Here is a 22,450-nt window from a genome sequence, read left to right as displayed (position 1 = left end):
CTACTTTTGAAGACGGGGATTGAGAACGTCACGGAGACGGTCACCAACAAGATTGATCGTTACGATAGTGAACAACAGGGCCAGCCCGGGATAGACGCTGATCCAGTACATACCGCTCATGATGTATTCGAAGCCGTTCGCGATCAGCAGACCAAGCGATGGCTCCGTCACCGGCAAGCCGAGACCGAGGAAGGACAAGGTCGCTTCCAGCGAAATCGCGTGCGCAACCTGCATGGTGGCAACCACAATCAGGGGCGGCAGGCAATTTGGAAGCATATGCCGGAAAATGACACGGGGCTTGGACAGACCGAGACAGGTCGCCGCCTCGATATACTCACGCCGGCGTTCTACAAGAGCGGAACCGCGGACTGTTCTAGCGTAATAGGCCCATTGCACTACAACGAGCGCGACGATGATCTTGTCGATGCCTTTGCCCAAAGTAGCGAGTAGAACCAGAGCCACGAGGATGGCCGGAAAGCTAAGTTGGATATCGACGATACGCATGATCACGGTGTCGACTTTGCCGCCGAAATAAGCCGCACAGAGCCCGAATGTCACGCCTATGAACAAGGCAATGACACCGCTGCCAATCCCGACACCGAGGCTGATGCGCAAGCCGTAGATCATCGCGCTTACCATGTCCCGGCCAAGACCGTCGGTGCCCAGCAACGCAATCACGCCACTGCCCATTTGCTCACCCGGCTCGAGCTTATTGTCCATGAACGTGACAGACGCGAGATCGTACGGATCGGTCGGCGAGATTAACGGGCCGAATAATGCGATCAAGACCACAAGAAAAACACTGACCGCTCCAAATACGGCAATCTTGTTTTCCATATAATCCGCGACGAAACGGCGGAAGGGTGTTTCCACTTCCACCGCTTGAGCGGTGGTCCCGGAAGTCTCAAGGGCTGTATTCTCCTGAACGGCGCTCATGATTTCATCTCCTGGAGACGCACACGCGGATCAAGAACCGAATAGAGAACGTCGACGATAAGGTTGATCACGACAAACAGCACCACGACGAACATCAGGTAAGCGACGATCACTGGTCGATCGAGGAAATTGATCGAATCGATTAACAATTTCCCCATTCCCGGCCAGGCGAAAACTGTTTCGGTCACAACCGAAAAGGCAACCAGACCACCAAACTCAAGCCCGAGTACCGTCACCACCGGGATCATAATGTTCTTGAATAAATGCACCCCGATGATCCGTGTATCGCTGAGCCCCTTGGCCCGGGCGAACTTGATATAGTCCTGATGCACGACTTCTCGGGTTCCGGCGCGGGCCAAGCGAATAACCATCGAGAGTTTGAAAAGAGCGAGATTAACCGCTGGCAAAATGACATGCGACAAGCCGTCAAGCGTGAGCAGACTTATAGGAATGCCCAACACCTCCACTGCGTCGCCCCGGCCAGAAGACGGCAGCCAGCCCATGATCACGGCAAAAAACAGAATCATCATAATACCGACCCAGAAAGTCGGCAGACTGAAGCCGAGGATCGACGTCGTCATGATGGTTTTGGAAATCCATGAATTTGCGTTCAGACCGGCATAGATCCCGAGCGGAATACCGAAGGCGACCGCGATAAACAAAGCGGTGAATGCCAACTCGAACGTGGCCGGCATGCGCTCTACGATCAGATGCATTGCCGATTCCTGGAACACGAAGGAATTCCCCATGTCCCCTTGCAGGGCGTTCCCCACAAACCGCAGATATTGCATGTAGAACGGCAGATCCAGCCCCATGGACTTGATGATTGCCTCACGCTCCGCCTGGTCAGCGTCGTCCGCGACCAGCATCTCTACGGGGTCGCCGACGAGAAACACGCCGCCGAACACAAGCAGCGACATGATAAGTACAACTAGAGCCGCCTGCAAAAGGCGACGAATGACGAAAACGGTCATTCTTTATCCCGACACCAGCATGTTGAAGAACGCAGCCGGGTCACATGACCCGGCTGCAATTCGTATTTCCTTTATTCCGGCACGTAGTCCGAAGCGATCGTACGCTCGTCAGTGCGCGGATTGTACTTCAGGCCCTTCTTCGTGGCCCAAGTGTTAACCTGATAGTGCAACGGAATGATGCCCTGGTCTTCACCAATGCCCATGTCCGTAGCCTTCGCCAGAAGCTCAGCGCGCTTCGTATCGTCTACCGTCGCGAGAGCTTCAAGTAAGAGAGCATCCATCTTCGGGTTGGAATGACGGCCACGGTTGGACGCCCCCATACCCTTGGACTTGTCGTGCGTTGCCAGAAGCGACTTGATCGGAGAAGACGCTTCACCGGTGCCGGAGCCCCAACCGACCAGCACAAAGCTGAATTCCGGCAGGCCTTCTGCACCAGAGGACGCCCGCTTGAAGAAGACGTTCTTGGTCATGGTCTCGACCTTGGTCGGAATACCGTTACCGGTGAACAGCTGGCCAATCGCCTCGAGTATCTTGGCGTCGTTGATGTAGCGGTCGTTCGGGCCATGAATTGTCAGAGCAAAGCCATCCGGGTAGCCCGCCTCCGCCAGCAATTTTTTGGCGCCAGCCGGATCATAGGCTTCAACGTCAAGATTCGGTGAAACGCCGAAGAAACCTTCCGGCAGCAACTGGCCGGCAGGAATAGCAACGCCTTCCATCACCCGCTTCACGATCGCTTTCCGGTTAATCATTTTGGAAAGTGCCTTGCGGACACGCGGATCCAGCAGCGGGTTCTTGATCTTGCTGCCATCCTTGGCAGTCACAAACGGCGAGTCTTCGCGGAACTGATCCATGTGCAGGTAAATCACACGGTTCGAGATACCGGAACTGACGGTAACCCGCGGATCCTTCTTCATGCGCTCGACATCAATCGTCGGCACATTGTCGATGGCATCGACGTCACCCGCGAGCAGGGCCGCCACGCGAGCCGGCTCGGACTTGATGAACTTGAAGGTCACCTTGTCCCACGGCTGGGCGATTTCACCAACATATCCGTCGAACTTCTCAAGGATGATGTGCTCACCCTTCTTCCACTCAACGAACTTGTAGGGACCCGAACCGATTGTAGCCAAACCGTCGTTGAAGTCCTTTGCGGATATCCCTTTGTTCTTGCCGGAGCTATCCGTGCCTTTGGCATCCGAGGACATGATCATGACTGTCGTCATGTCATTAGCCATCAGCGGATACGGCCTTTCGGTGACGATATGCAAAGTCAGATCGTCGACCTTCACCAGCTTCTTGCCCTTGGTATAGGTCCGGAAACTGGAATTACCGCCTTCGTACCCATCAGCCCGCTCGAAGGAATAGATAACGTCGTCAACCGTCAGATCAGAACCATCGTGGAACTTCAGGCCTTTACGCAGCTTGAATTCCCAAGTGGTATCATTCACCGGCTTCCATGACTCGGCGATGCTGCCAAAAATCTGCTGCTTCGCATCGAAGTCAACCAGACGAGAAAACACCTGACCGATCATGGCGTTGTTCGGTGTCAGGTTGTGAAAATACGGGTCCATTGAGGACGGCTCGGACCGGATACCAATAACGATATCGGCCGCCATCACATTTGCGGTCATCGCGGACAACGCCACGGCCGCAAGGCCTAGCTTGCGCAGTGCCTTCATCCCTGCCTCCTGTTCAACATCACAATTTGATTTTGCCCCGGTTTGATATTGTTCCGGTGCCATTTGATCCGGGGAGAATGGCCCATAAAGGGAAATGCGGCAAGAGTGCTGGACACACCAAATCAGCCCCTGACAACTTGCCGCCGGGAAAGTCTTCGGTTTACCATCATAGGGTAAACCGGATGCCTGCTCGGAGCGCACCAATTAAGGAAATCGCGTATGTTTGACGTAGTCCCGGCAACCGCCCCGATCCACTATCCCGTGGAAATAGAGGCTCCGGATATTTCCTCATACAGAGACGGCAATCGCGGAATACCCTATTTCACCACATTCGAATCCGGCGTTCCCGGGCCGAACGTTCTGATCACCGCCCTTGTGCATGGCAACGAGCTTTGCGGCGCTATCGCATTGGATCACCTGTTCCGGAACGATGTTCGACCGCTCGTCGGGTCACTCACACTCGGCTTTTGCAACGCGGCGGCCAATGCTGAATTCCGGGCCGACTACCCGGCATTCTCTCGATTCATTGACGAAGATTTTAATCGAGTCTGGGATCTTGATATTCTGGATAGAGACAGCCACAGCCTTGAAAGAGCAAGAGCGCGCGAGATCCGCCCGATCGTCGATGAAGCCGATGTCCTGCTGGACATTCACTCCATGCAGAACGCAACCGAACCGCTTGTTCTGGCCGGGCGCCATGAGAAAGGGCGACGTCTTGCCGAAAAGGTCGGCGTACCGCGCCTGATCGTTCACGACGCAGGCCACGCTTCCGGCCGCAGAATGCGCGATTACACCTTCTTCGACGATCACGCAGACCCGCGCACATCCCTACTGGTCGAATGTGGGCAGCACTGGTCCCGCTCCGCCGCCAATGTCGCAGTAGATGTCACATATCGCTTTCTGCATGCAATGGAGATGATCGACGACGCCCTCCTGGAACGCCATGTCGTCCAGCCCGTCGCACCTTCTCAAACCGTTATCGAGATCACAGAGTTGATAACGGTCACGACGGAGTCCTTCTCTTTCCACGACGATTATATGGGCATGGAAGTTATCCCGAAGGCAGGCACGGAAATCGGTGTCGACGGCCACAAATCCATACGAACGCCGCATGACAATTGCGTCCTTGTCATGCCGTCCAGGCGCCTGAGCCTCGGCCTGACAGCAGTCAGACTCGGTCGATTTATTGAATAAAGACAACGAATGGCTCTAAGATTGCTGTCCCGCCCCGTTATGTAAATACACAGACTTTCAAGAAAGCGTTCGGCCACTGCCGAAGCGAGTTAATAATTGACCGAAGCCAAGGCGCCCGACGCACCAGCCCACAATTCCGTCAAAGACTCCCCTCACAAAGAGAGAAAACCGACAGATCTGCCCGGCGCGCTGCTAGCCCTCGCTATCGGAAGTGCGGGCGGTTTCCTCTTCGCTTATCTGAAGCTGCCTCTGCCCTGGATGATGGGGGCCATGGTCTCGACGACGATTGGCTCCATCGCCGGCCTCAAGATCAGCCTGCCGTCCAGCTTGCGCATGGCCATGGTCGCCATTCTCGGGGTAATGCTCGGAAGCGCTTTCTCGCCGTCTTTGCTGGACCATATCGGTAAGTGGGCGATTTCCGTGGCCGGCCTGCTCGTCTATGGCGTGGTTGCGCTGGTTCTGGTCCTGCTTTTTCTTCGGCGTTATGCCAAATATGATCCGGTCACCGCGTATTTCTCATCATCCCCCGGCGGCCTGAACGAAATGGTGATCGTCGGCAAAGCGATGGGCGGGGATGACAGGATCATTGCCCTGACCCATGCCTCCCGTATCCTGATTGTCGTGATGATCATTCCGTTCCTGTTCCGGATGTTCGGCGGCTATACCCCGCAGACCGGCATGCTGCCGCCCGGTTCCGGATTCGACCTGCCACTCCATGAATGGGCCTTGATGGCCGGCTGCGCGGTGATCGGACCGATCATCGCCATGCGCCTGAAGCTTCCAGCAGCACCACTACTTGGCGCCATGGTGCTGAGCATGGCCATCCATCTGACCGGACTCAGCAAAAGCGCGCCGCCGAGCATGCTCATTGCCGCTGCTCAGGTTGTCCTCGGCACCGGCGTTGGCTGCCGCTTCGCCGGCACGGCCGTCAGTGAAGTCCTGAAGATCATCCGAACCTCTTTCGGCGCCTCGGTCATTTTGCTGGTTACAGCCGTAGGAGCCGGATTGTTTTTGCAGGATATTACCGGTCTGCCCTGGTACGTTCTGGTGCTGGCCTACGCCCCGGGCGGACTGGCGGAGATGAGCATGGTCGCTCTGGGTATCGGGCAAGATGTGGCCTTTGTTGCCACCCACCATCTGTTCCGAATTGCCTTCATCGTCATCTTGGCACCGCTCGCGTTTCGAATGATCCGGCGATGGTTATGGTAAGAGTTTGGTTCGTCGAATGGTGAGATTGCACTCGGTAATAAATCACTGGTTTGGAAAGCTATCGACCAGCCGCCGATTCGATCATCCCGGTGACCCAGGTTTTGGCCGGCTCTAGCGTCTCGAAGAGTCGAAATTCCGCCCCGGCCCCGGCATAGATTGGAGAGAATATTCCCTCGCAGAACAGCCGTCCCTCCGTCTCCGGAGGAACAACAAAAGCTGCAGCCACGAGATTCGCATTGCGCTCTTGATCGGCTAGATTACGCCTGAGCAAATCAAGCGCATCCGGCGTGAACATCACATTGTCGTTCACAATCGCTATAGAGCCCCATGGACCCGATTTCGTAAGGCGTATGCGCTCCGCGCGCGACTCTTCACCCGCCTTCTGAAACAGTTCCAAATTGAAGGGGCCCGAATTTCTAGAAAAGAAAATACGTCCTTCCGTCCAGATTTCACGATAACCGTGCGGGCGCATCGTCATTTATTGTGCCCTCTCAAATTTTCGCTCAATCAATAGTTTAAGTCTTAACACAACCGCCATTCAAAAAATAAACATAACCGCGGACATCAAGAGTGCTTCCTCTACCTCTTGAAGCGCACGACGAGCTGAGCCCGTCTCGCGGCTTCCATACTTTCAGCATGGTTCGGCACAGCCCTGATGCCCAATTCACGCTGCTTGTACTGGTCAATATCGACCTGGGTCAGGTCCATAAGATCGCAAAGCCAGATCGTGAATCTGACGAATACCCGTTCGATCAAGAGCATGGCGTTTCCTCCAGTAGTACGTTTTCGTACGTCCCTCACGGATATCAAAACATATGGGCAGGCGAAGAGAAAGCCATGTACCTAAGCCTATTCGCGAACAATCCGTTCAATGATCTGAAACGGATTAAGCTCCTTCAGGCATCCCGCCTAGCTCCAGAAAAGCGGCAAAAGACGTATGCGCCCGTTTGGTGATCTGATCCGCCGTTAGCTCCCCCAGCACACCGATCACACGCCGGATCTGAAGGTCTCCGATCATCAGGTCGACAAACAGGACCGCTGCTTCAGGGCTTGCACTAGCTCTTGCACCGATGGGGACGCTCCTGACTGGAAAGAGCACCGGTGGATCCGGAACGCATACAGCATAAGCGTTAGTCTGATTGAGATTAACACTCCAGGAAGCCGTCAATCTCGGCCCAGACCGCATGCCGCACCGCATCACATTCCAGCAGCAACTCGTGCGCACCCTCGGCAAAGCTGACGAGCCGAGCATCCGGCAACATCGCCGCGACATCCCTCTGCCCTGCATTGCTGACGATCCGCTCGCGGCCAGCGCTCAGGATCAGCACCGGAATGCGGATCTGCGAGAGATAAGAGGGTCGCTTCACCAACCGGATCGACCTGAACGCCGAGTAAACCCAGGCAAAAGTCGGCCCGCCCAGGGCAACATCCGGGTTGATCTTGATCTGTTCATGAATTCGCTCGAAGCGGGCTCTATCCGTGGTCAACGGATTGTTTTCATAGCTCATCTGTCCGGGCACGTAAGGACCTGCTCCCGGAATGAAGCATTCCCCCAGACCTAGACGTACCGCCGTTTTGGCCACCCCGTAGGCAGCCACTCGCGGCCATGTTCCGGTAAGAATATCGGCCATTGGAGCGCACAGAATAGCCCGTTCAAAGAGATCCGGATGATCGTGTGCCGCACGCAAGGCCAGATGCCCGCCCATGGAGTGCCCCATGATCACATGCGGCCCCGGCAACTCCGCAAACCGCGTAATCCGTATGACTTCCTCCAGATCGTTGAGGAAATGCTGCATATCGGGGATGTGGCCCTTGCGGCGATGGGGTAACAACCGGTCGGAAAGTCCCTGCCCGCGCCAGTCGAACGTTATGACACCGTAACCGCGCGCGCGGAGAGCCGCGATGCTCTCCAGCCCCTTCTCGATGAACTCGGTGAAGCCGGCCAGCATCAGAACAGTGCCAGCCCCTTTCCCCTTCGGCTCGGGGAACCGGGCGATGCGGATCCGGACCCCGTCCGCCATCTCGGAAACCTCTTCTGTACCGCCAGTACTTTCAATTGTAGGGACCAGCCCCAATTCACCTGAATCAGACATTGAGGAGCAAATACTCCCGCTCCCAGGCACTGATGACCTTCTGATAGGCTGCTGATTCCGCAAGCTTCACGGACGTGAAGACATCGACAAAACGCTGCCCCATAATTTCCTTCAGCGGCTTGGCCCGGTTCAGCCGCAACAATGCGTCTTCCAGATGGCGCGGCAATTTCGCGGCAAGCGAATAGGCGCTGGTCTCAATTGGCGCGGAAGGCTCGATCTTCTCGACAAGTCCGAGATAGCCGCACGCCAGGGAAGCCGCCAATGCCAGGTAGGGATTAACGTCCGCACCGGCGACCCGGTTTTCCACACGCCGCTGGTTTGGCGGCGAGACAGGCACACGTAGGCCCGTGGTCCTGTTATCGACGCCCCAATGCATGTTGATCGGCGCATCGCTGTCCGGGATAAGACGCCGGTATGAATTCACGTACGGCGCAAGAAACGGCAGGGCCGCAGGCAGGTATTTCTGCAAACCGCCGATGAAGTGCAGAAAATCCTCGGAATGGCTGCCATCCTCATTCGCGAAGAGGTTCCGACCGCTGGTCACATCATAGAGACTCTGGTGCACATGCATCGCACTGCCCGGCTCGTCCTGCATGGGTTTTGCCATGAAGGTGGCGTAGACGCCGTGGTCCAGCGCCGCCTGCCGGACCGTCCGCTTGAACAGGAAGGTCTGATCCGCAAGGTCAAGCGCATCACCATGGTTGAAATTGATCTCCATCTGCGCGGCGCCGGATTCATGGCTCAGCGTATCGATGTCGATCTCCTGCGCCTCGCAATAGTCGTAGATATCCTCAAACAGGGGGTCGAACTCGTTCACTGCGTCAATGCCAAAAGCCTGGCGCGCAGTCTCTGGACGCCCTGAACGGCCGACCGGCGGCTCGAGCGGATAATCCGGATCGGGGTTCACCTTTACGAGGAAGAATTCCAGCTCCGGTGCAACGACCGGCCGCCAGCCCTTATCCGCATAAAGCTGCAGGATCTTTTTCAACACCATGCGCGGCGATATATCAACCGGACGACCGTCCTGATAGTAGGCGTCGTTGATAATCTGGGCCGTAGGCTCCTTGTACCAGGGGACCACGCGCACAGTATCCGCCTGCGGCACCAGGAACACATCACTGCGGCGCGGGTCCAAATCCTTCTCTTCTATATAGCTGCCGGTCACATCCTGACCAAAGATGCCCTCCGGCAAGCGCAGACCGCGTTCTCCAATCCCGTCCAGAAATTTAGCCGCAGGCAGGATCTTGCCGCGGGGGATACCGGCATGGTCCGAAACCATGCATTCGACTTCCGTTATCCGCCTATCACTGATCCAGGATTTAAGATCGACTGACATAGATGCTCCGTAAGCCGTTTCGACATGATCATGCAGCTCGCCCAGGGCCGACAAGCATGGTAGGGCTCCGATATACCGAGAACGGGCAAGTGCGATGACTTCCGCAACCTATTACCACGCATTCACATCCCAACACGAGCAGCGTCCGCGACTCACAGATGAAATAGAAGCCGATATCTGCGTTATCGGCGGCGGCTTGACGGGAGTGTCCGCCGCACTGCATCTGGCGGAGCGCGGATACGACGCGGTCCTGCTGGAAGCCGGGAGGATCGGCGACGGGGCGTCGGGCCGCAATGGCGGTCAGATCTGCATGGGCTATAGCAGCGGCATGGAGGTATTCGAACGCGCAGCCGGGCTTGAGGCGGCGCAGCGCTTCTGGGTTATGGCCAACGAGGCCATCGAGGATATACAGGTCCGCATTGCCCGCCACGCCATCAAGGCGGATTACCGGCGCGGCTATATTCACGCAGCTCTCAACAACCGGCAGGAGCGCGGCCTAGAAGAGATGGCCGAGTCCTGGTCGAAAACCTACGGCTTCACCGATCTCAAAATGCTGAACCGCGCCGAGACGCAAGCGGCAACCGGCTCACAACTTTACTGCGCGTCATTGCTGGAACACGGCAGCGGGCACATGAACCCGCTCGGCTACCTCTACGGCCTGGCACAAGCTGCTCAGACTGCGGGAGCCCGACTCTTCGAGGAAAGCCGGGCCATCGCAATCCGGAAGGGCGCGACAGTCACAATCGAAACCGATACCAGCCGGGTCAAAGCGCGCATACTGGTGCTGGCCGGCAATGCGTATCTCGACGAACTCGTGCCGGAAATCAGCTACCGCGTTGCCCCCGTGCTCAGCGCCGTTGCCGCCACGGCCCCGTTGAGCGCCGATCAGACCTCCCGTATTCTGCCCGGCAAAGAGGCCGTCGCAGACTGCAATACTGCACTCAACTATTTCCGTAAGACAGTCGACAACCGGCTGCTATTCGGCGGGATCGCCAGTTATTCAGGCCGCCCGATCACAAATGCGGCCAATGCACTGCGCCGGCAGATCGGCAAGGTCTATCCGGAATTGAGCGAGGTTGCGATCGACCACGCCTGGTCCGGAAAAATCGCCATCACCACCAGCCGGATGCCCGACTTCGGGCGGGTCGGAAACAATATCTACTACGCGCAGGGTTTCTCCGGGCACGGCCTGGCCCTCACCGGCTTTGCGGGCAAGATCATCGCCGAAGCAGTGGCGGTCGATGCCGAAAGGCTCGATATGTTCGCCCGCCTCCCCAATCTACGCTTCCCCGGGGGCCCCGCCCGCACAGCCCTGCTTGCCCTAGGCATGGCCTGGTTCAAAATGAGGGATGTGCTCGGGCTGTCGAAATAAACGCTGTCCGGAATACCCTCTACAGCCCAAGTGCTTCCTGTGGTGTCCTGAACGCCATGCCATGCGCGTCCGCGACCGCCTTGTAGGTGATATCACCACAGTGAACGTTCAGCCCCTGCATAAGGTGCGGATCGTCGGCAAGGGCTTGCCGATGCCCTTTGTCCGCCAAAGCCAGAACGAACGGCAGCGTCGCGTTGTTCAACGCAAAGGTCGATGTCCGCGCCACACCTCCCGGCATATTGGCGACGCAATAATGGACCACGTCATGGACCAGGTATGTCGGCTCACGGTGGGTCGTCGCGCGCGAGGTCTCGAAGCAACCGCCTTGATCGATTGCGACATCGACAAGCACTGAGCCGCGCTGCATCTTGGCGACCAGCGCGTCCGTGACCAGTTTCGGCGCGGCAGCCCCTGGGACCAGCACGGCACCGACCACGAGATCGGCAGCCATCACATGCTCTTCAATCGCATCCACTGTCGAATAGATCGTGTTCAGCATCGGCCCGAACTGGAGATCAAGCTCGTACAACCGCTCAAGGCTCCGGTCGATGACAGTCACTTTGGCTTCAAGCCCCATCGCCATGCGCGCTGCGTTGGTACCGACCACGCCGCCACCGATGACGACGACATTCCCCGCCGGAACACCGGGCACACCGCCAAGCAGGGTTCCGCTGCCGCCTTGCGCTTTCTCAAGGCAATGAGCTCCGGCTTGTATCGCCATCCGCCCTGCGACTTCGCTCATGGGCGCCAGCAAAGGCAATCCGCCCCGTGCATTGGTTACAGTCTCATAAGCAATAGCAACCGCACCGCTTTCCACCAGCCCATTGGTTTGGGCCAGATCCGGTGCAAGATGCAGGTAGGTGAAAAGGATTTGGCCATCGCGCAGCATCTCGCATTCGATCGCCTGCGGCTCCTTCACCTTGACGATCATATCCGCCTTGGCGAAGACCTCCTTCGCTGTTTCCGCGATCTTTGCCCCAGCGGCGACATACCGGTCGTCGTCGAGGCCGATGCCGTAGCCGGCATGGGTCTCGACAAGAACCTTATGACCGTGATGAACCAGTTCCCGGACGCTGGAAGGGATAAGTCCGACCCGGTTTTCATCCGACTTTATTTCCCTGGGCACGCCAATCAGCATGGTGTCCTCCCTGATTGAAATTTGATGCAGTTTCCCAACACTCTGTCGAACTCGCGCTCCACACTGTCAATTTAGGGATACTAGCTCAACGATAGCTGGTCTTTTCTCGCCACAATACGGTCACGATTGATCACGATGATTTCTTTTGTCGGAATGTCGAACGGCTCCTAGGTTGTTCACATCAGGGTGTCTTTGTTCGTCTGTTCCAGACAGCTGAGTGACACGGGGGAGAAGGTCATGGCCATGGAAGTTGGAAATCTGAAACGCTCTTGCGTCGTCCTCGGCGCGATTGTTTTCAATGTTCTGGTCTGGCTCACGGCGGCATTGCCGCACCTGGTGGTTTGACCGGAGCTGCATTTGATCCTGCTATCCGTTCGTTCTTGAACGATCGTTGTTCACGCCGGTACGACACGAACACTGGAAGTAATCCACGCTCGGCACTAGGATTCCGGTTCTGAGTCTACCGGAGAGTATTTCATGTACCGCCATATCATCGTGGGCCGAGGCCTGATCGGCTCCGCAGCCGCTCGCCATCTTTCCTCCTGGCAGGATGGGGTCGCCATTATTGGCCCGGATGAGCCGTCGGACAGGCAAACTCACTCAGGCGTATTCGGCAGCCATTACGACGAAGGTCGCCTGACCCGGATTTTCGATCCGGAGCCCGAATGGTCGGTGACTGCCGCCCGCTCAATCGGCCGTTATCCGGAAATCGAGGCCGAGAGCGGCGTCACTTTCTTCACACCGGCAGGCTTTCTTAAAATCGTCGGCTCAGAAGATCCAGACATCAAACCTTCCGTAACTCTGGCGCGAGAGAATGGCGGGAACGCCACCGTGATCGGCGCGAATGAAATGCGCGAGCTCTACCCCTACCTCACACTGCCCGACGATTGCTCGGGAATTAGGGAGACGGCAACAGCCGGCCATATCAGCCCGCGCGCTCTGATCAGGGCCCAGACAAATATCGCCGCGAAACAAGGCGCCGAAATCATCCGCTCCGCCGTTACCAAGATCGATGTCCAAAGTGGCCATGTCAGCGTCTCTACGGATGACGGGCAAACCCTTACGGCGGAAAGAGTCCTGATGGCGACAGGCGGCTATACGACTGCCATGAAACTGCTGCCGAGGCAGCTCGCCACCACGGTCTATGGCCGTACCGTCTTGCTCATCAAGGTTACCGAGCCCGCAGCAGAAGCATTGCAGGCAATGCCAACCATTATCGATGGATATGCCGGCTCTTACATCGTGCCTCCGATCCGGTATCCGGACGGAAATTTCTATGTGAAAATCGGCATTGGAACAGAAGCCGACCCCCAACTGGCAAGCGTCGACGACCTGACAGACTGGTTCAAATCGAAAGGCTCAGAGCGTAATCGGCTTGAACTTACCGACGTCTTCGAAGGTCTTATTCCAGTGTTGAAGGAATGCCCGGACCGGCACACCGATACCTGCGTCACCACGTACAGCGCCACGGGCCTGCCCTATATCGACTACGTTGCCGGCGACCGGCTTGCAGTCGCCATCTGTGGCAATGGCAAGGGGGCCAAAGGGTCAGACGACTGGGGTTACGCCGCCGCCCGGCTGGTTGAGGGCGGAGACTGGGACCATCCGGTCCCCCGGTTCAAACTGAAAGCAGTGTTTGCATGAGGCTTAAACTGCCATCGGCGTGCCACGCGCCGTGTCGACGCAGGCAGCCGCAACCGCATCCATGATCGCTTCGGCGTCAATGCCGTGGGTCTCGTAGAGATCCGGAAGATCGCCGGATTGACCGAACGAAGTGACACCAAGCGGGAACAATCGCCGGCCGAGCGCGCTGCCGATCCAGCTCAGGTTCGCCGGATGGCCATCCTGCACAGTGATAATCCGGGTTTCCGGGCCGAGCCCGCCCATCAGCTTTTCCAGATGCGGGACGGGCGCGTCCGGGCGGCGGACCCGTTCCTGCCAATCCGCATAGAGCCGGTCTGCACTGGTGACCGCGAGCACACCGACACCCGGTAGTTCCTCCTCCAGCATCTCACGCGCCTGCAATACTTCCGGAACGACCGCACCGGTATAGACGATGACAGCGGGCGCCTTAGGATCCGGCTCGCGCAGCCAATACCCCCCGGAGACGATGTCGTGCCGAAGATCAGCATTCATCTCCCGGTCTGGCTGTTCCTGAGGACGCGTGGACAGCCGCAGATAGACAGCGCCGCCATCCTCCGCCTGCATGTAATTGAAGCCCCAGGCCATGATTTCGGCCACCTCGTCGGCATAGGCTGGCTCGAAGCTGAGCAGGCCCGACTGGCCCATGCCGATCAACGGCGTCGAAACCGATTGGTGCGCCCCACCTTCAGGAGCGAGCGAGATACCCGACGGCGTTGCTACCACCATGAACCGGGCACCCTGGTAACAGGCGTAATTCAGGGAATCGAGACCACGCGCGATGAACGGATCGTAAAGCGTACCTACCGGCAAAAGCCGCGTGCCGAACAACGGACCGGACAGGCCGAGCGAAGCCAGCATCAGGAAAAGATTACTCTCTGCAATGCCGAGCTCGAAATGCTGCCCGCCGCCATGCCGCAGCCATTTCTGCGCCGAAGCCACCTTTTCGTCCCGGAACACATCGTTCCGCATGTCGAGACTGAAGATCCCGCGTTGATTCACCCAGGGGCCGAGATTGGTCGAAACCGTTACATCCGGCGACGTGGTGACGATGCGAGAGGCGAGCGCCGAATTGCCGCGCGCCAGCTCGTTCAACACGGCACCGAAAGCCTGCTGCGTCGATGTCCTTGCGGCACGCTTCGGCACGATACTCTCGGGCAGCTCCACTTTGGCTGCATGATGAATGCGCGATCCGCCCCGATTAAAGGAAACGCTAGCGAGATAGTCCCGCACCTCTTCCGCCGGCATGTCGAGATTGGCAAACGGGTCCCACTCGTCCCCTTCCGGCACGCCCATATGGGACCGGAACAGTTCCATCTGATCCGGTGTCATCAGGCCCGCATGATTGTCCTTATGCCCGGCGAGCGGCGTGTTGAAGCCCTTCACCGTATAGGCGATGAAACATTGAGGGCTGTCGCCCTTAACTCCGTGAAAGGCATCCAGCACCGCTTCCATGTCATGTCCGGCGAGGTTGGTCATCAGCGCGTGCAGGCTCTCATCGTCATGATCGTCGAGGATCGACTTGATGCCTTTGACCCCGTGCAGGTCGCGCTTCAGGTTATCACGCCACGTGCTGTCGCCTCCAACCTGCCCCTTGAAAGTCAGCGCGCTATAGAGATCATTCGGGCATTCGTCGATCCAGTTCCGCAGCGCCTCACCACCTGGCTGCTGGAACACCCGCTCCAGCTTTTTGCCGTATTTCAGCATGTTGACGTTCCAGTCGACCGTGCCGAAGAACTGCCGGATCTTCTGGAACAACCCGTCCGAGACCACACCGTCCAAGCTCTGGCGGTTGTAGTCGATCACCCACCAGAGATTACGGACGTCGTACTTCCAGCCTTCCAGCATGGCTTCGTAGATATTGCCCTCGTCCAGTTCCGCATCGCCCATGACGGCGATCATTCGGCCGGCGGGTTGCTGCTGCAGGCCCTGGTCCTGCACAAGGTGATGAAGCCGCACATAATCCTGCACCATCGAGGCGAATAGCGTCATCGCGACACCGAGCCCCACGGACCCGGTGGAGAAATCCACCTCGTCCCGGTCCTTGGTGCGCGAGGGATAGGATTGCGCACCACCCAGAGCCCGGAATCTCTCCAGCGCAGACTGATCCTGCCGTCCCATCATGTACTGGATGGCATGGAAGATCGGGCTTGCATGCGGCTTAACCGCAACCCGGTCCTGCGGCTTCAGGACGTCAAAATAGAGCGCCGTCATCAACGTCGCAACGGACGCGCAGGAGGCCTGGTGCCCGCCGACCTTGATCCCGTCGCGTGACGGCCGGAGATGGTTGGCGTTATGGATCATCCACATGGCAAGCCAGAGAACCTTCTTCTCCAGCTCACGCAGGGTTTCGATCTTGTTCTTCGGCTCTACCAGGCCCATGACGGCCTCCAGAAAACGGACTGTTCGCGACGACTATGGGGTTTACGAAATAATCCGTCGATAGGGGGCGGCAAGTTCGCAATGATCTGTCTGATCCGACTATCCAGCCACCTGATCTTCCCGGTCAAAGCCGCAGTTTATTACAATCACTGCCTCAACAATCTGGACCCGCATATCGATAAAGAAGTTTTAGGCGTTGGCCTTCACCACGCTCAGACTTTCATCACGCTCCGTCACCGACTCGTCCCGCATCTGCTGCCGCCACATCGCCGCATAGATTCCGTCCTGCGAGAACAGTGAATCATGATTGCCGCGCTCGGCGATCTCGCCCTCACGCAATACGATGATCTCATGCGCGTCGACCACCGTTGAAAGTCGGTGTGCGATGACCAGGGTCGTGTAGTTCTCGCTGACCTCGGAGAGACTGTTCTGGATCGCCTTTTCCGTCTGGCTGTCAAGCGCAGAGGTTGCTTCGTCAAAGAGGAAGATCTTCGGCTGTTTCAGCAATGTCCGGGCAATTGCAACGCGTTGCTTTTCACCACCGGAGAGTTTCAGGCCGCGCTCGCCAACCGTGCTTTCGTATCCGTCCGGCAGACTGACGATGAAATCATGGATGCGAGCCAGTCGGGCAGCCTCTTCGATTTCGGCTGTGCTTGCATCGGGCCGACCGTAGGCGATGTTGTAGTAAATTGTATCGTTGAACAGCACCGTGTCCTGCGGAACGATCCCGATAGCCCGCCTCAGGCTCGCTTGAGTAACAGAACGAATGTCCTGGCGGTCAATCAGGATGCCACCGTCGTCGATATCGTAGAAGCGGAACAGCAGCCGGGAGATCGTCGATTTTCCAGCGCCGCTCGGGCCAACCAGCGCAACGGTTTTGCCAGCCGGCACATCAAAACTGATGCCTTTTAGAATGCCGCGATCGGTTGAATAACCGAACCTCACATTCTCGAACCGAACCGCGCCTTTCTCGACCACAAGGTCTTTCGCGTCCGCCGCGTCCTCAATCTCCGCCTCCTCATCGAGCAGCAAGAACATCTGCTGCATATCCGTCAGGGACTGCTTGATCTCACGATAGACGAAACCAAGGAAATTCAACGGCATATAAAGCTGGATCAGGTAAGTGTTCACCATGACGAAATCGCCGATCGTCGCCTTGCCCGCCGCGATGTCCCCGCCAGCGAGCGCCATGACGACCATCAATCCAACGGCGATGATTCCACCCTGCCCAACATTGACCAGTGACAGGCTGGTTCGACTTTGTACCGCCGCGTCCTCATAGCTCCGCATGGAGCGGTCGTAGCGTTCTTCCTCATGCGTCTCGTTGCCGAAATATTTGACCGTCTCGTAATTCAGCAGGCTGTCGACCGCGCGGGTGTTCGCGCGGTTATCCATCGTATTCATCCGGCGCCGGATCTTCAGCCGCCATTCGGTCACCAGCATGGTGAAGGTGATGTAGGAGAAGATCGTCCCAAAGGTAGCGATGGCATAGCGAAAGTCGAACATCCACCAGAGCACGCCGCAGACCAGAAAAATCTCGAACAACGTAGGCAGGATATTGAAGAGCATGAAGTTCAGCAGGAACTCGATCGCCTTCGTGCCCCGCTCGATCACCCGGGTCAGCCCACCGGTCTGGCGATCCAGATGAAATCGCAGGGAAAGCCGGTGCAGGTGCCGGAACGTCTTTATGGCAACCGAGCGGATCGCCCGCTGGGCAACTCGTGCAAAGAAAAACTCACGCAGCTGTGCGAAGGCCTGCTGGCCAAGTCGCGTCATGCCGTAAGCAACAATGATCCACAATAGGACCGTGAAGTCGAATTTGTCGCCCGAGATCAGGTCGACCGCTTCCTTGTAGAGAATTGGCACATAGACTGAGGCCGCCTTGGCAAGAACCAGGCAAGCAAGCGCCACAACCACCCGCGCCCGCATCTCGTACTGTCCCTTAGGCCAGAGATAGGGCAGCAGGGATTTGATCGTATCAAAATCGGCATTTGCTGGAGGATCGGCTTCGGTGAGGTTCGCGGTCGGTCGACGTGACATTGATGATCCTGCCGGGCGTCATCGAGTGAGCCCATTTTTCAAAATTTTGTTCGATAAATATCGAACTATTAGCCGCAGACGCAAGGCTAATCGTTGTGCAATGCCCACCAAAGTCTGCTCACGGCCTTTGTTTCTTCCTGGCTAGACGCGGCTGAAGTCGAAGCATCCGTCACCATCAAGAAGGCGACGGTCGAGATCGCGGTAACACGTGCCGGGAAAAGAAAAAGACAGCGAACTTATTCGCTGCCTTTATGCGTGTTCTTGAACGCTCAATGGTAAGCGCCGTCGCGTCAGCTTGCGACGTTAAAGCTCTCGCCGCAACCGCAACGGCTTTCTTCGTTCGGGTTGTTGAAAACGAAGCCCGAATAATATTTGTCTTCCTGGAAGTCCATTTCAGAGCCGAGGATGAACATCACGGATGTCGGATCGACAAAGATAGTGACCCCCTTGTCCTCGACCATGTCCTCGAACTTTTTCCGCTCTTTGGCATACTCGACGAAATAGCTGAGGCCTGAGCAACCTTTTGCCTTCACGCCAACACGGAGACCGAGAACACCGTCCTCCGGTTTCGCCGCCATCAGGGTCTTGACCCTCTCGGCAGCGGCTTCCGTCAATGTGATCGGGGCTTTACCGGGCTGAAACATATCGTCTCTTTCCTCTGTCGAGCCTGTCTTATTAATATAGTGATTCGCGCGTTATTTTCTAGAACATGTTGAGCGCAAGGCGAGCCTCATCGCTCATCCGGTCCGGGGTCCAGGCAGGCTCCCAGCTCAATTCGACCTGCACCCGGCCCACGCCTTTGACGCTCGCGGCCGCTTCGCCGACATCGATCGGAAGCTGCCCGGCGACCGGACATGCCGGCGCTGTCAGCGTCATCAGAATTTTCACATCGCCATTCTGTGCGATAGCGATTTCGTAAACGAGGCCAAGTTCATAGATGTCGACTGGGATTTCCGGATCGTAGACTTCTTTCAGCGCAAGGATAATCGCGTCTTCCGTGGCGACCGCGACACCGTCGGCAAGCGGCTCACCAACTTCAGCAACGATGCCTTCTTCAGGAGGCGGGATATCAAGAAAGTCATGCATTCCGGGACCTGCGTGCATCACGAGAAGATCTCCCTCACCTTTTCCAGGCTGTCGACGAGCGTGTCGATATCCTGTCGCGTATTGTAAAGGCCGAGACTAGCCCGTGCCATGGCCGGCACATCGAACCTATCCATCAGCGGTTGCGCGCAATGGTGTCCAGCGCGCACTGCCACACCGGCCTGATCGATAATGGTCGAAATATCATGCGGATGGGCACAATCCATGACGAACGACAGCACACTCGCCTTGCCCGGCGCCGTGCCGATCAGGCGAAGCCCCTCGACCGAAGCAAGCCGCTGAGTCGCGTAATTTAATACGTCGCCCTCATGCTCACCGATTGCCGCCATACCAATGGCATTCACATAATCCACTGCTGCACCGAGACCGACGGCCTGGGCAATCGGCGGTGTACCCGCCTCGAACTTGTGCGGCAGGTCGGCCCAGGTCGATTTCTCGATCGTCACCGTGTTAATCATGTCGCCGCCGCCCTGCACCGGCGGCATCTTCTCCAGCAGCTCTTCCTTGCCGTAAAGAATACCGATCCCGGTCGGCCCATAGAGCTTGTGACCAGAGAAAGCGTAGAAATCGCAGTCGAGATCCTGCATGTCCACCGGCATATGGGTGACGCCCTGCGCCCCGTCCACGACCAGCACAGCACCAGCCTTGTGAGCGAGAGCGGCAATTTCCTTCACCGGCAAAACGGTGCCGAGCACGTTTGAGACATGCGGCACGGCAATGATCTTCGTCCGATCCGTGATCAGTGCCTCAAGGGCGGAAAGGTGGAACGCGCCCTCCTCGTCGACATCAGCAGCCTTGAGCATCAACCCCTTTTCGTCCCGGACCATCTGCCACGGCACAATGTTGGAGTGATGCTCCATGGTCGTGATGATGATCTCATCGCCTTCTTCAAGGAAGGCGCGGGCATAGGAGTGAGCCACGAGGTTAAGCGCGTCGGTCGTGCCACGGGTATAGATGACCTCGTGGCTGTGCCTGGCATTGATGAAGGATTGAACTTTCTCCCGAGCACCTTCATAGCGCGCCGTCGCCAATTCGCTCAGGTAATGCAGACCGCGATGCACGTTTGCGTATTCTGCCTCGTACATATGGGTTACGGCGTCGATCACCTGCTTCGGTTTCTGCGCCGAAGCTGCGGAATCGAGAAACACCAGAGGCTTTCCTCGCACGGAAGTGGAGAGGATCGGGAAGTCCTGACGGATCTTTTCGACGTCGTACCCTGCCTCGCTCATCGCGCCGCATCCTCTCTTGTCGCACGCTCCGCCAGCCAATCGGTAATTTTCGCACCGAAGGCCTGGGCCACGGAATCCGTCCGGATCTCCTCCAGCGCATCGCGGAGATAAGCCTCGATCAGCATATTACGAGCATCGTGCTCAGCAATACCGCGCGCTTTCAGATAGAAGAGCTGATTATCATCCAGTTCGCCCACTGTGGCGCCATGACTGCATTTCACGTCGTCGGCATAGATTTCAAGCTCCGGCTTGCTGTCGATCTCCGCCTTGCGGGACAGCAGCAGCGCCCGGTTCATCTGATAGCCGTCGGTCTTCTGCGCAGGGCGCTGAACCAGAATTTTGCCCTGAAAGACGCCACGTCCGTTTTCGTCCAGCACGCCCTTGTAAATCTCGCGCGACTGGCTGTTCGGTTTTGCATGCTCAATGAAGGTGGTGTTATCGAGATGCTGGTTTGCCGCTGCCATATAGACGCCGTTTACCGCATAGAGGATCTCGGAGCCGTCCAACTTACCGCGGATTTCGTTGCGGGCCAGCTTCGCGCCGCAGGACAGGGCGAAATTGTCGTAGATTACCTTCTCGCCACAGGTCACTTGGGTCATTGCCACGTGATAAGCCGAGCGGGCCTCGTTCTGCAGCTTGTAATGATGGAAGACCGCCTCGTCCTCGACCGTGACATGAGTCACGGAGTTAGAGAAATAACTGCCCTGGCCGACACCGACATGGCTTTCAACCAGCGTCGCCTTGGCACTTGGACCAACCCAGACAACATTGCGCGGCGCGAAAGCAACCGGCTCGTCACCGGCGGTGCCAATGGAGATGATGTGGATCGGCTTTGCGATATCCGCGTTCTTGGCTACCTCGATCAGAACACCGCCGGTGATCCCGGCCGTGCTGAGGGCCGCAAGCGGCAACCCCTCGATAGCACTCTCGTCTTCGAGCGCATGTTTGACGGCGCCGCCGCCCAGCTCTATCGCCTTCGACAGCGGCGTGATCGCCAAGCCGACGGGCAGGTCATCGAGCGTTGAGCGTCCTTCGTCAAGCCGGCCATTCACGAGGACGATCTCAATCCCCTTGATGTCCGCGACGCTGTCGCGCGGAATATCGACGGCAGTCGCTTCGTCCGACGGTGCCACAAAAGCAACACCGGCAAGCTCGCGCAAGTTGGTATATTTCCAGGCTTCGGTCCGGTTGGTCGGCAGACCGAGTGTCTCGAACTTAGCAGCGGCGGCAGCGGTAGCTGCCCCGAACCAGTCCGGCGCACCGTCAACCGGTGCCACATTGAAAGCCTTCAGCAGCGCATTGTCATTTGCCATGTCGTTCGGCATGTCCTGTTCTCCGAACCTGTTCAGGCTGCCTTACCGGTGAAGTCGGCATAGCCCTTTTCCTCAAGCTCAAGCGCGAGCTCCTTGCCGCCCGAACGCTGGATCTTGCCTGCCGCCATGACATGCACGAAGTCCGGCTGGATGTAGTCCAGCAGACGCTGATAATGGGTGATCAGCAGCATCCCGCGATTTTCGTTGCGCAGCGCGTTCACGCCGTCGGCCACAATCTTCAGCGCATCGATATCAAGGCCGGAATCGGTCTCGTCGAGGACGCAAAGGGTCGGCTCAAGCACCGCCATCTGCAGGATCTCGTTCCGCTTCTTCTCGCCACCGGAGAAGCCGACATTCACGGCACGCTTCAGCATATCGTCACCCATCTCGAGCGACTTCGCCTTTTCACGCACCAGCTTAAGGAACTGCATCGCGTCCAGCTCTTCCTCGCCGTGATATTTGCGCTTGGAATTAAGCGCTTCACGCAGGAACGTCATGCCGGGCACACCCGGGATTTCGACCGGGTACTGGAAGGCCAGAAAAACGCCTTCATTGGCGCGTTCGGACGCGTCCAGCTCAAGCAATTCCTTGTCGCCAAACGTCACTTCGCCTTCGGTCACTTCATAGCCGTCGCGGCCGGCCAGCACATAAGACAGCGTGCTTTTACCGGACCCGTTCGGGCCCATGATCGCATGCACTTCTCCGGGCTGGATGACGAGATCGATCCCTTTCAGGATTTCCTTGTCTTCCTCTTCCAGCGAGGCGTGCAGATTCTTGATTTCCAACAGAGCCATATCTCTCTCCGAGCGT

Annotated in this window: 20 protein-coding genes; 4 read left to right on the top strand and 16 right to left on the bottom strand. The window is 57.5% G+C overall.

The window, feature by feature from the left end; translation table 11 throughout:
- From ABJ076_RS20940 to ABJ076_RS20930, 3 genes are all read right to left on the bottom strand, one after another.
- Nucleotides 1–936 carry an ABC transporter permease gene (locus tag ABJ076_RS20940; protein ID WP_348193431.1) on the bottom strand — a complete coding sequence of 312 codons (936 nt, stop codon included), beginning with the start codon at nt 934–936 and terminating at the stop codon, nt 1–3.
- Nucleotides 933–1,910, bottom strand: a complete 978-nt coding sequence (locus ABJ076_RS20935) for an ABC transporter permease (protein ID WP_348193430.1) — start codon at nt 1,908–1,910, stop codon at nt 933–935. The genes ABJ076_RS20940 and ABJ076_RS20935 overlap by 4 nt, the downstream gene beginning before the upstream one ends.
- Nucleotides 1,911–1,981: 71 nt before the next feature.
- Nucleotides 1,982–3,589 (bottom strand): ABC transporter substrate-binding protein, encoded by a 1,608-nt coding sequence (locus ABJ076_RS20930; RefSeq protein ID WP_348193428.1) that lies wholly within the window; start codon nt 3,587–3,589, stop codon nt 1,982–1,984.
- A 219-nt stretch (nt 3,590–3,808) separates the two neighbouring features.
- Here ABJ076_RS20930 and ABJ076_RS20925 point away from each other — a divergent pair, with 219 nt between their 5' ends.
- Nucleotides 3,809–4,783 (top strand): succinylglutamate desuccinylase/aspartoacylase family protein, encoded by a 975-nt coding sequence (locus tag ABJ076_RS20925; RefSeq protein ID WP_348193426.1) that lies wholly within the window; start codon nt 3,809–3,811, stop codon nt 4,781–4,783.
- A 96-nt stretch (nt 4,784–4,879) separates the two neighbouring features.
- The gene (locus tag ABJ076_RS20920) at nt 4,880–5,992 is read left to right on the top strand and encodes an AbrB family transcriptional regulator (RefSeq protein WP_348193424.1); all 1,113 of its coding nucleotides are present in this window, start codon (nt 4,880–4,882) and stop codon (nt 5,990–5,992) included.
- 58 nt (nt 5,993–6,050) lie between these two features.
- Here the strand turns inward: ABJ076_RS20920 and ABJ076_RS20915 are convergent, their stop codons facing one another.
- The 5 genes from ABJ076_RS20915 to ABJ076_RS20895 all read right to left on the bottom strand — a co-directional run bounded on the left by ABJ076_RS20915 (nt 6,051) and on the right by ABJ076_RS20895 (nt 9,421).
- Nucleotides 6,051–6,470, bottom strand: a complete 420-nt coding sequence (locus tag ABJ076_RS20915) for a hypothetical protein (RefSeq protein ID WP_348193422.1) — start codon at nt 6,468–6,470, stop codon at nt 6,051–6,053.
- Between the two features lie 101 nt (nt 6,471–6,571).
- Nucleotides 6,572–6,754, bottom strand: coding sequence for a hypothetical protein (locus tag ABJ076_RS20910; RefSeq protein WP_348193421.1), 183 nt, complete (start codon nt 6,752–6,754; stop codon nt 6,572–6,574).
- 124 nt (nt 6,755–6,878) lie between these two features.
- On the bottom strand, nt 6,879–7,091 hold the full coding sequence (locus ABJ076_RS20905; protein WP_348193420.1) for a hypothetical protein: 213 nt from the start codon (nt 7,089–7,091) through the stop codon (nt 6,879–6,881).
- A gap of 46 nt (nt 7,092–7,137) precedes the next feature.
- On the bottom strand, nt 7,138–8,085 hold the full coding sequence (locus ABJ076_RS20900; protein WP_348193419.1) for an alpha/beta hydrolase: 948 nt from the start codon (nt 8,083–8,085) through the stop codon (nt 7,138–7,140).
- Nucleotides 8,078–9,421 carry a glutamine synthetase family protein gene (locus ABJ076_RS20895; RefSeq protein ID WP_348193418.1) on the bottom strand — a complete coding sequence of 448 codons (1,344 nt, stop codon included), beginning with the start codon at nt 9,419–9,421 and terminating at the stop codon, nt 8,078–8,080. The genes ABJ076_RS20900 and ABJ076_RS20895 overlap by 8 nt, the downstream gene beginning before the upstream one ends.
- Before the next feature lie 94 nt (nt 9,422–9,515).
- On the opposite strand from ABJ076_RS20895, the gene ABJ076_RS20890 reads away from it, so the two are divergent.
- The gene (locus ABJ076_RS20890) at nt 9,516–10,793 is read left to right on the top strand and encodes an FAD-binding oxidoreductase (protein WP_348193417.1); all 1,278 of its coding nucleotides are present in this window, start codon (nt 9,516–9,518) and stop codon (nt 10,791–10,793) included.
- 19 nt (nt 10,794–10,812) lie between these two features.
- On the opposite strand, the gene ald is transcribed toward ABJ076_RS20890, so the two are convergent.
- Entirely contained in the window at nt 10,813–11,931 is a 1,119-nt protein-coding gene (ald, locus tag ABJ076_RS20885) for an alanine dehydrogenase (RefSeq protein ID WP_348193416.1), read from the bottom strand.
- 477 nt (nt 11,932–12,408) lie between these two features.
- Between ald and ABJ076_RS20880 the strand changes: the two genes are divergently transcribed.
- On the top strand, nt 12,409–13,575 hold the full coding sequence (locus tag ABJ076_RS20880; RefSeq protein ID WP_348193415.1) for an FAD-binding oxidoreductase: 1,167 nt from the start codon (nt 12,409–12,411) through the stop codon (nt 13,573–13,575).
- A gap of 3 nt (nt 13,576–13,578) precedes the next feature.
- Here the strand turns inward: ABJ076_RS20880 and ABJ076_RS20875 are convergent, their stop codons facing one another.
- The 7 genes from ABJ076_RS20875 to sufC form a co-directional block, all read right to left on the bottom strand.
- The gene (locus tag ABJ076_RS20875; RefSeq protein ID WP_348193414.1) at nt 13,579–15,954 is read right to left on the bottom strand and encodes a transketolase; all 2,376 of its coding nucleotides are present in this window, start codon (nt 15,952–15,954) and stop codon (nt 13,579–13,581) included.
- Between the two features lie 189 nt (nt 15,955–16,143).
- Nucleotides 16,144–17,994 carry an ABC transporter ATP-binding protein/permease gene (locus ABJ076_RS20870; RefSeq protein WP_348193413.1) on the bottom strand — a complete coding sequence of 617 codons (1,851 nt, stop codon included), beginning with the start codon at nt 17,992–17,994 and terminating at the stop codon, nt 16,144–16,146.
- 290 nt (nt 17,995–18,284) lie between these two features.
- Nucleotides 18,285–18,638 (bottom strand): iron-sulfur cluster assembly accessory protein, encoded by a 354-nt coding sequence (locus ABJ076_RS20865; RefSeq protein ID WP_348193411.1) that lies wholly within the window; start codon nt 18,636–18,638, stop codon nt 18,285–18,287.
- A 58-nt stretch (nt 18,639–18,696) separates the two neighbouring features.
- Nucleotides 18,697–19,098 carry a DUF59 domain-containing protein gene (locus ABJ076_RS20860; RefSeq protein WP_348193408.1) on the bottom strand — a complete coding sequence of 134 codons (402 nt, stop codon included), beginning with the start codon at nt 19,096–19,098 and terminating at the stop codon, nt 18,697–18,699.
- Nucleotides 19,098–20,327: a cysteine desulfurase gene (locus tag ABJ076_RS20855; protein ID WP_348193406.1), complete on the bottom strand. Its 1,230-nt coding sequence runs from the start codon at nt 20,325–20,327 to the stop codon at nt 19,098–19,100. Before ABJ076_RS20855 ends, ABJ076_RS20860 begins: the two co-directional genes overlap by 1 nt.
- Nucleotides 20,324–21,652 (bottom strand): Fe-S cluster assembly protein SufD, encoded by a 1,329-nt coding sequence (gene sufD, locus ABJ076_RS20850; protein WP_348193404.1) that lies wholly within the window; start codon nt 21,650–21,652, stop codon nt 20,324–20,326. The genes ABJ076_RS20855 and sufD overlap by 4 nt, the downstream gene beginning before the upstream one ends.
- A 20-nt stretch (nt 21,653–21,672) precedes the next feature.
- The gene (gene sufC, locus ABJ076_RS20845) at nt 21,673–22,428 is read right to left on the bottom strand and encodes a Fe-S cluster assembly ATPase SufC (RefSeq protein ID WP_348193516.1); all 756 of its coding nucleotides are present in this window, start codon (nt 22,426–22,428) and stop codon (nt 21,673–21,675) included.
- Nucleotides 22,429–22,450: the final 22 nt, after the last annotated feature.

The sequence above is a fragment of the Nisaea sp. genome, assembly GCF_039990255.1.
Taxonomy (GTDB): domain Bacteria; phylum Pseudomonadota; class Alphaproteobacteria; order Thalassobaculales; family Thalassobaculaceae; genus Nisaea.
The sequence above is the reverse complement of the archived record's forward strand: the minus strand, read 5'-3'. Positions and strand labels throughout refer to the sequence as shown.

Excerpts from the sequence above, each read along its gene's own strand:
- ald (WP_348193416.1), bottom strand. The coding sequence starts at position 11,931 with ATGCTGATTGGCGTGCCCAGGGAAATAAAGTCGGATGAAAACCGGGTC.
- ABJ076_RS20890 (WP_348193417.1), top strand. The coding sequence starts at position 9,516 with ATGACTTCCGCAACCTATTACCACGCATTCACATCCCAACACGAGCAG.
- ABJ076_RS20860 (WP_348193408.1), bottom strand. The coding sequence starts at position 19,098 with ATGCACGCAGGTCCCGGAATGCATGACTTTCTTGATATCCCGCCTCCT.
- ABJ076_RS20935 (WP_348193430.1), bottom strand. The coding sequence starts at position 1,910 with ATGACCGTTTTCGTCATTCGTCGCCTTTTGCAGGCGGCTCTAGTTGTA.
- ABJ076_RS20900 (WP_348193419.1), bottom strand. The coding sequence starts at position 8,085 with ATGTCTGATTCAGGTGAATTGGGGCTGGTCCCTACAATTGAAAGTACT.
- ABJ076_RS20915 (WP_348193422.1), bottom strand. The coding sequence starts at position 6,470 with ATGACGATGCGCCCGCACGGTTATCGTGAAATCTGGACGGAAGGACGT.
- ABJ076_RS20910 (WP_348193421.1), bottom strand. The coding sequence starts at position 6,754 with ATGCTCTTGATCGAACGGGTATTCGTCAGATTCACGATCTGGCTTTGC.
- ABJ076_RS20925 (WP_348193426.1), top strand. The coding sequence starts at position 3,809 with ATGTTTGACGTAGTCCCGGCAACCGCCCCGATCCACTATCCCGTGGAA.
- ABJ076_RS20880 (WP_348193415.1), top strand. The coding sequence starts at position 12,409 with ATGTACCGCCATATCATCGTGGGCCGAGGCCTGATCGGCTCCGCAGCC.
- ABJ076_RS20875 (WP_348193414.1), bottom strand. The coding sequence starts at position 15,954 with ATGGGCCTGGTAGAGCCGAAGAACAAGATCGAAACCCTGCGTGAGCTG.
- ABJ076_RS20895 (WP_348193418.1), bottom strand. The coding sequence starts at position 9,421 with ATGTCAGTCGATCTTAAATCCTGGATCAGTGATAGGCGGATAACGGAA.
- sufD (WP_348193404.1), bottom strand. The coding sequence starts at position 21,652 with ATGCCGAACGACATGGCAAATGACAATGCGCTGCTGAAGGCTTTCAAT.
- ABJ076_RS20865 (WP_348193411.1), bottom strand. The coding sequence starts at position 18,638 with ATGTTTCAGCCCGGTAAAGCCCCGATCACATTGACGGAAGCCGCTGCC.
- ABJ076_RS20940 (WP_348193431.1), bottom strand. The coding sequence starts at position 936 with ATGAGCGCCGTTCAGGAGAATACAGCCCTTGAGACTTCCGGGACCACC.
- ABJ076_RS20870 (WP_348193413.1), bottom strand. The coding sequence starts at position 17,994 with ATGTCACGTCGACCGACCGCGAACCTCACCGAAGCCGATCCTCCAGCA.
- ABJ076_RS20930 (WP_348193428.1), bottom strand. The coding sequence starts at position 3,589 with ATGAAGGCACTGCGCAAGCTAGGCCTTGCGGCCGTGGCGTTGTCCGCG.
- ABJ076_RS20855 (WP_348193406.1), bottom strand. The coding sequence starts at position 20,327 with ATGAGCGAGGCAGGGTACGACGTCGAAAAGATCCGTCAGGACTTCCCG.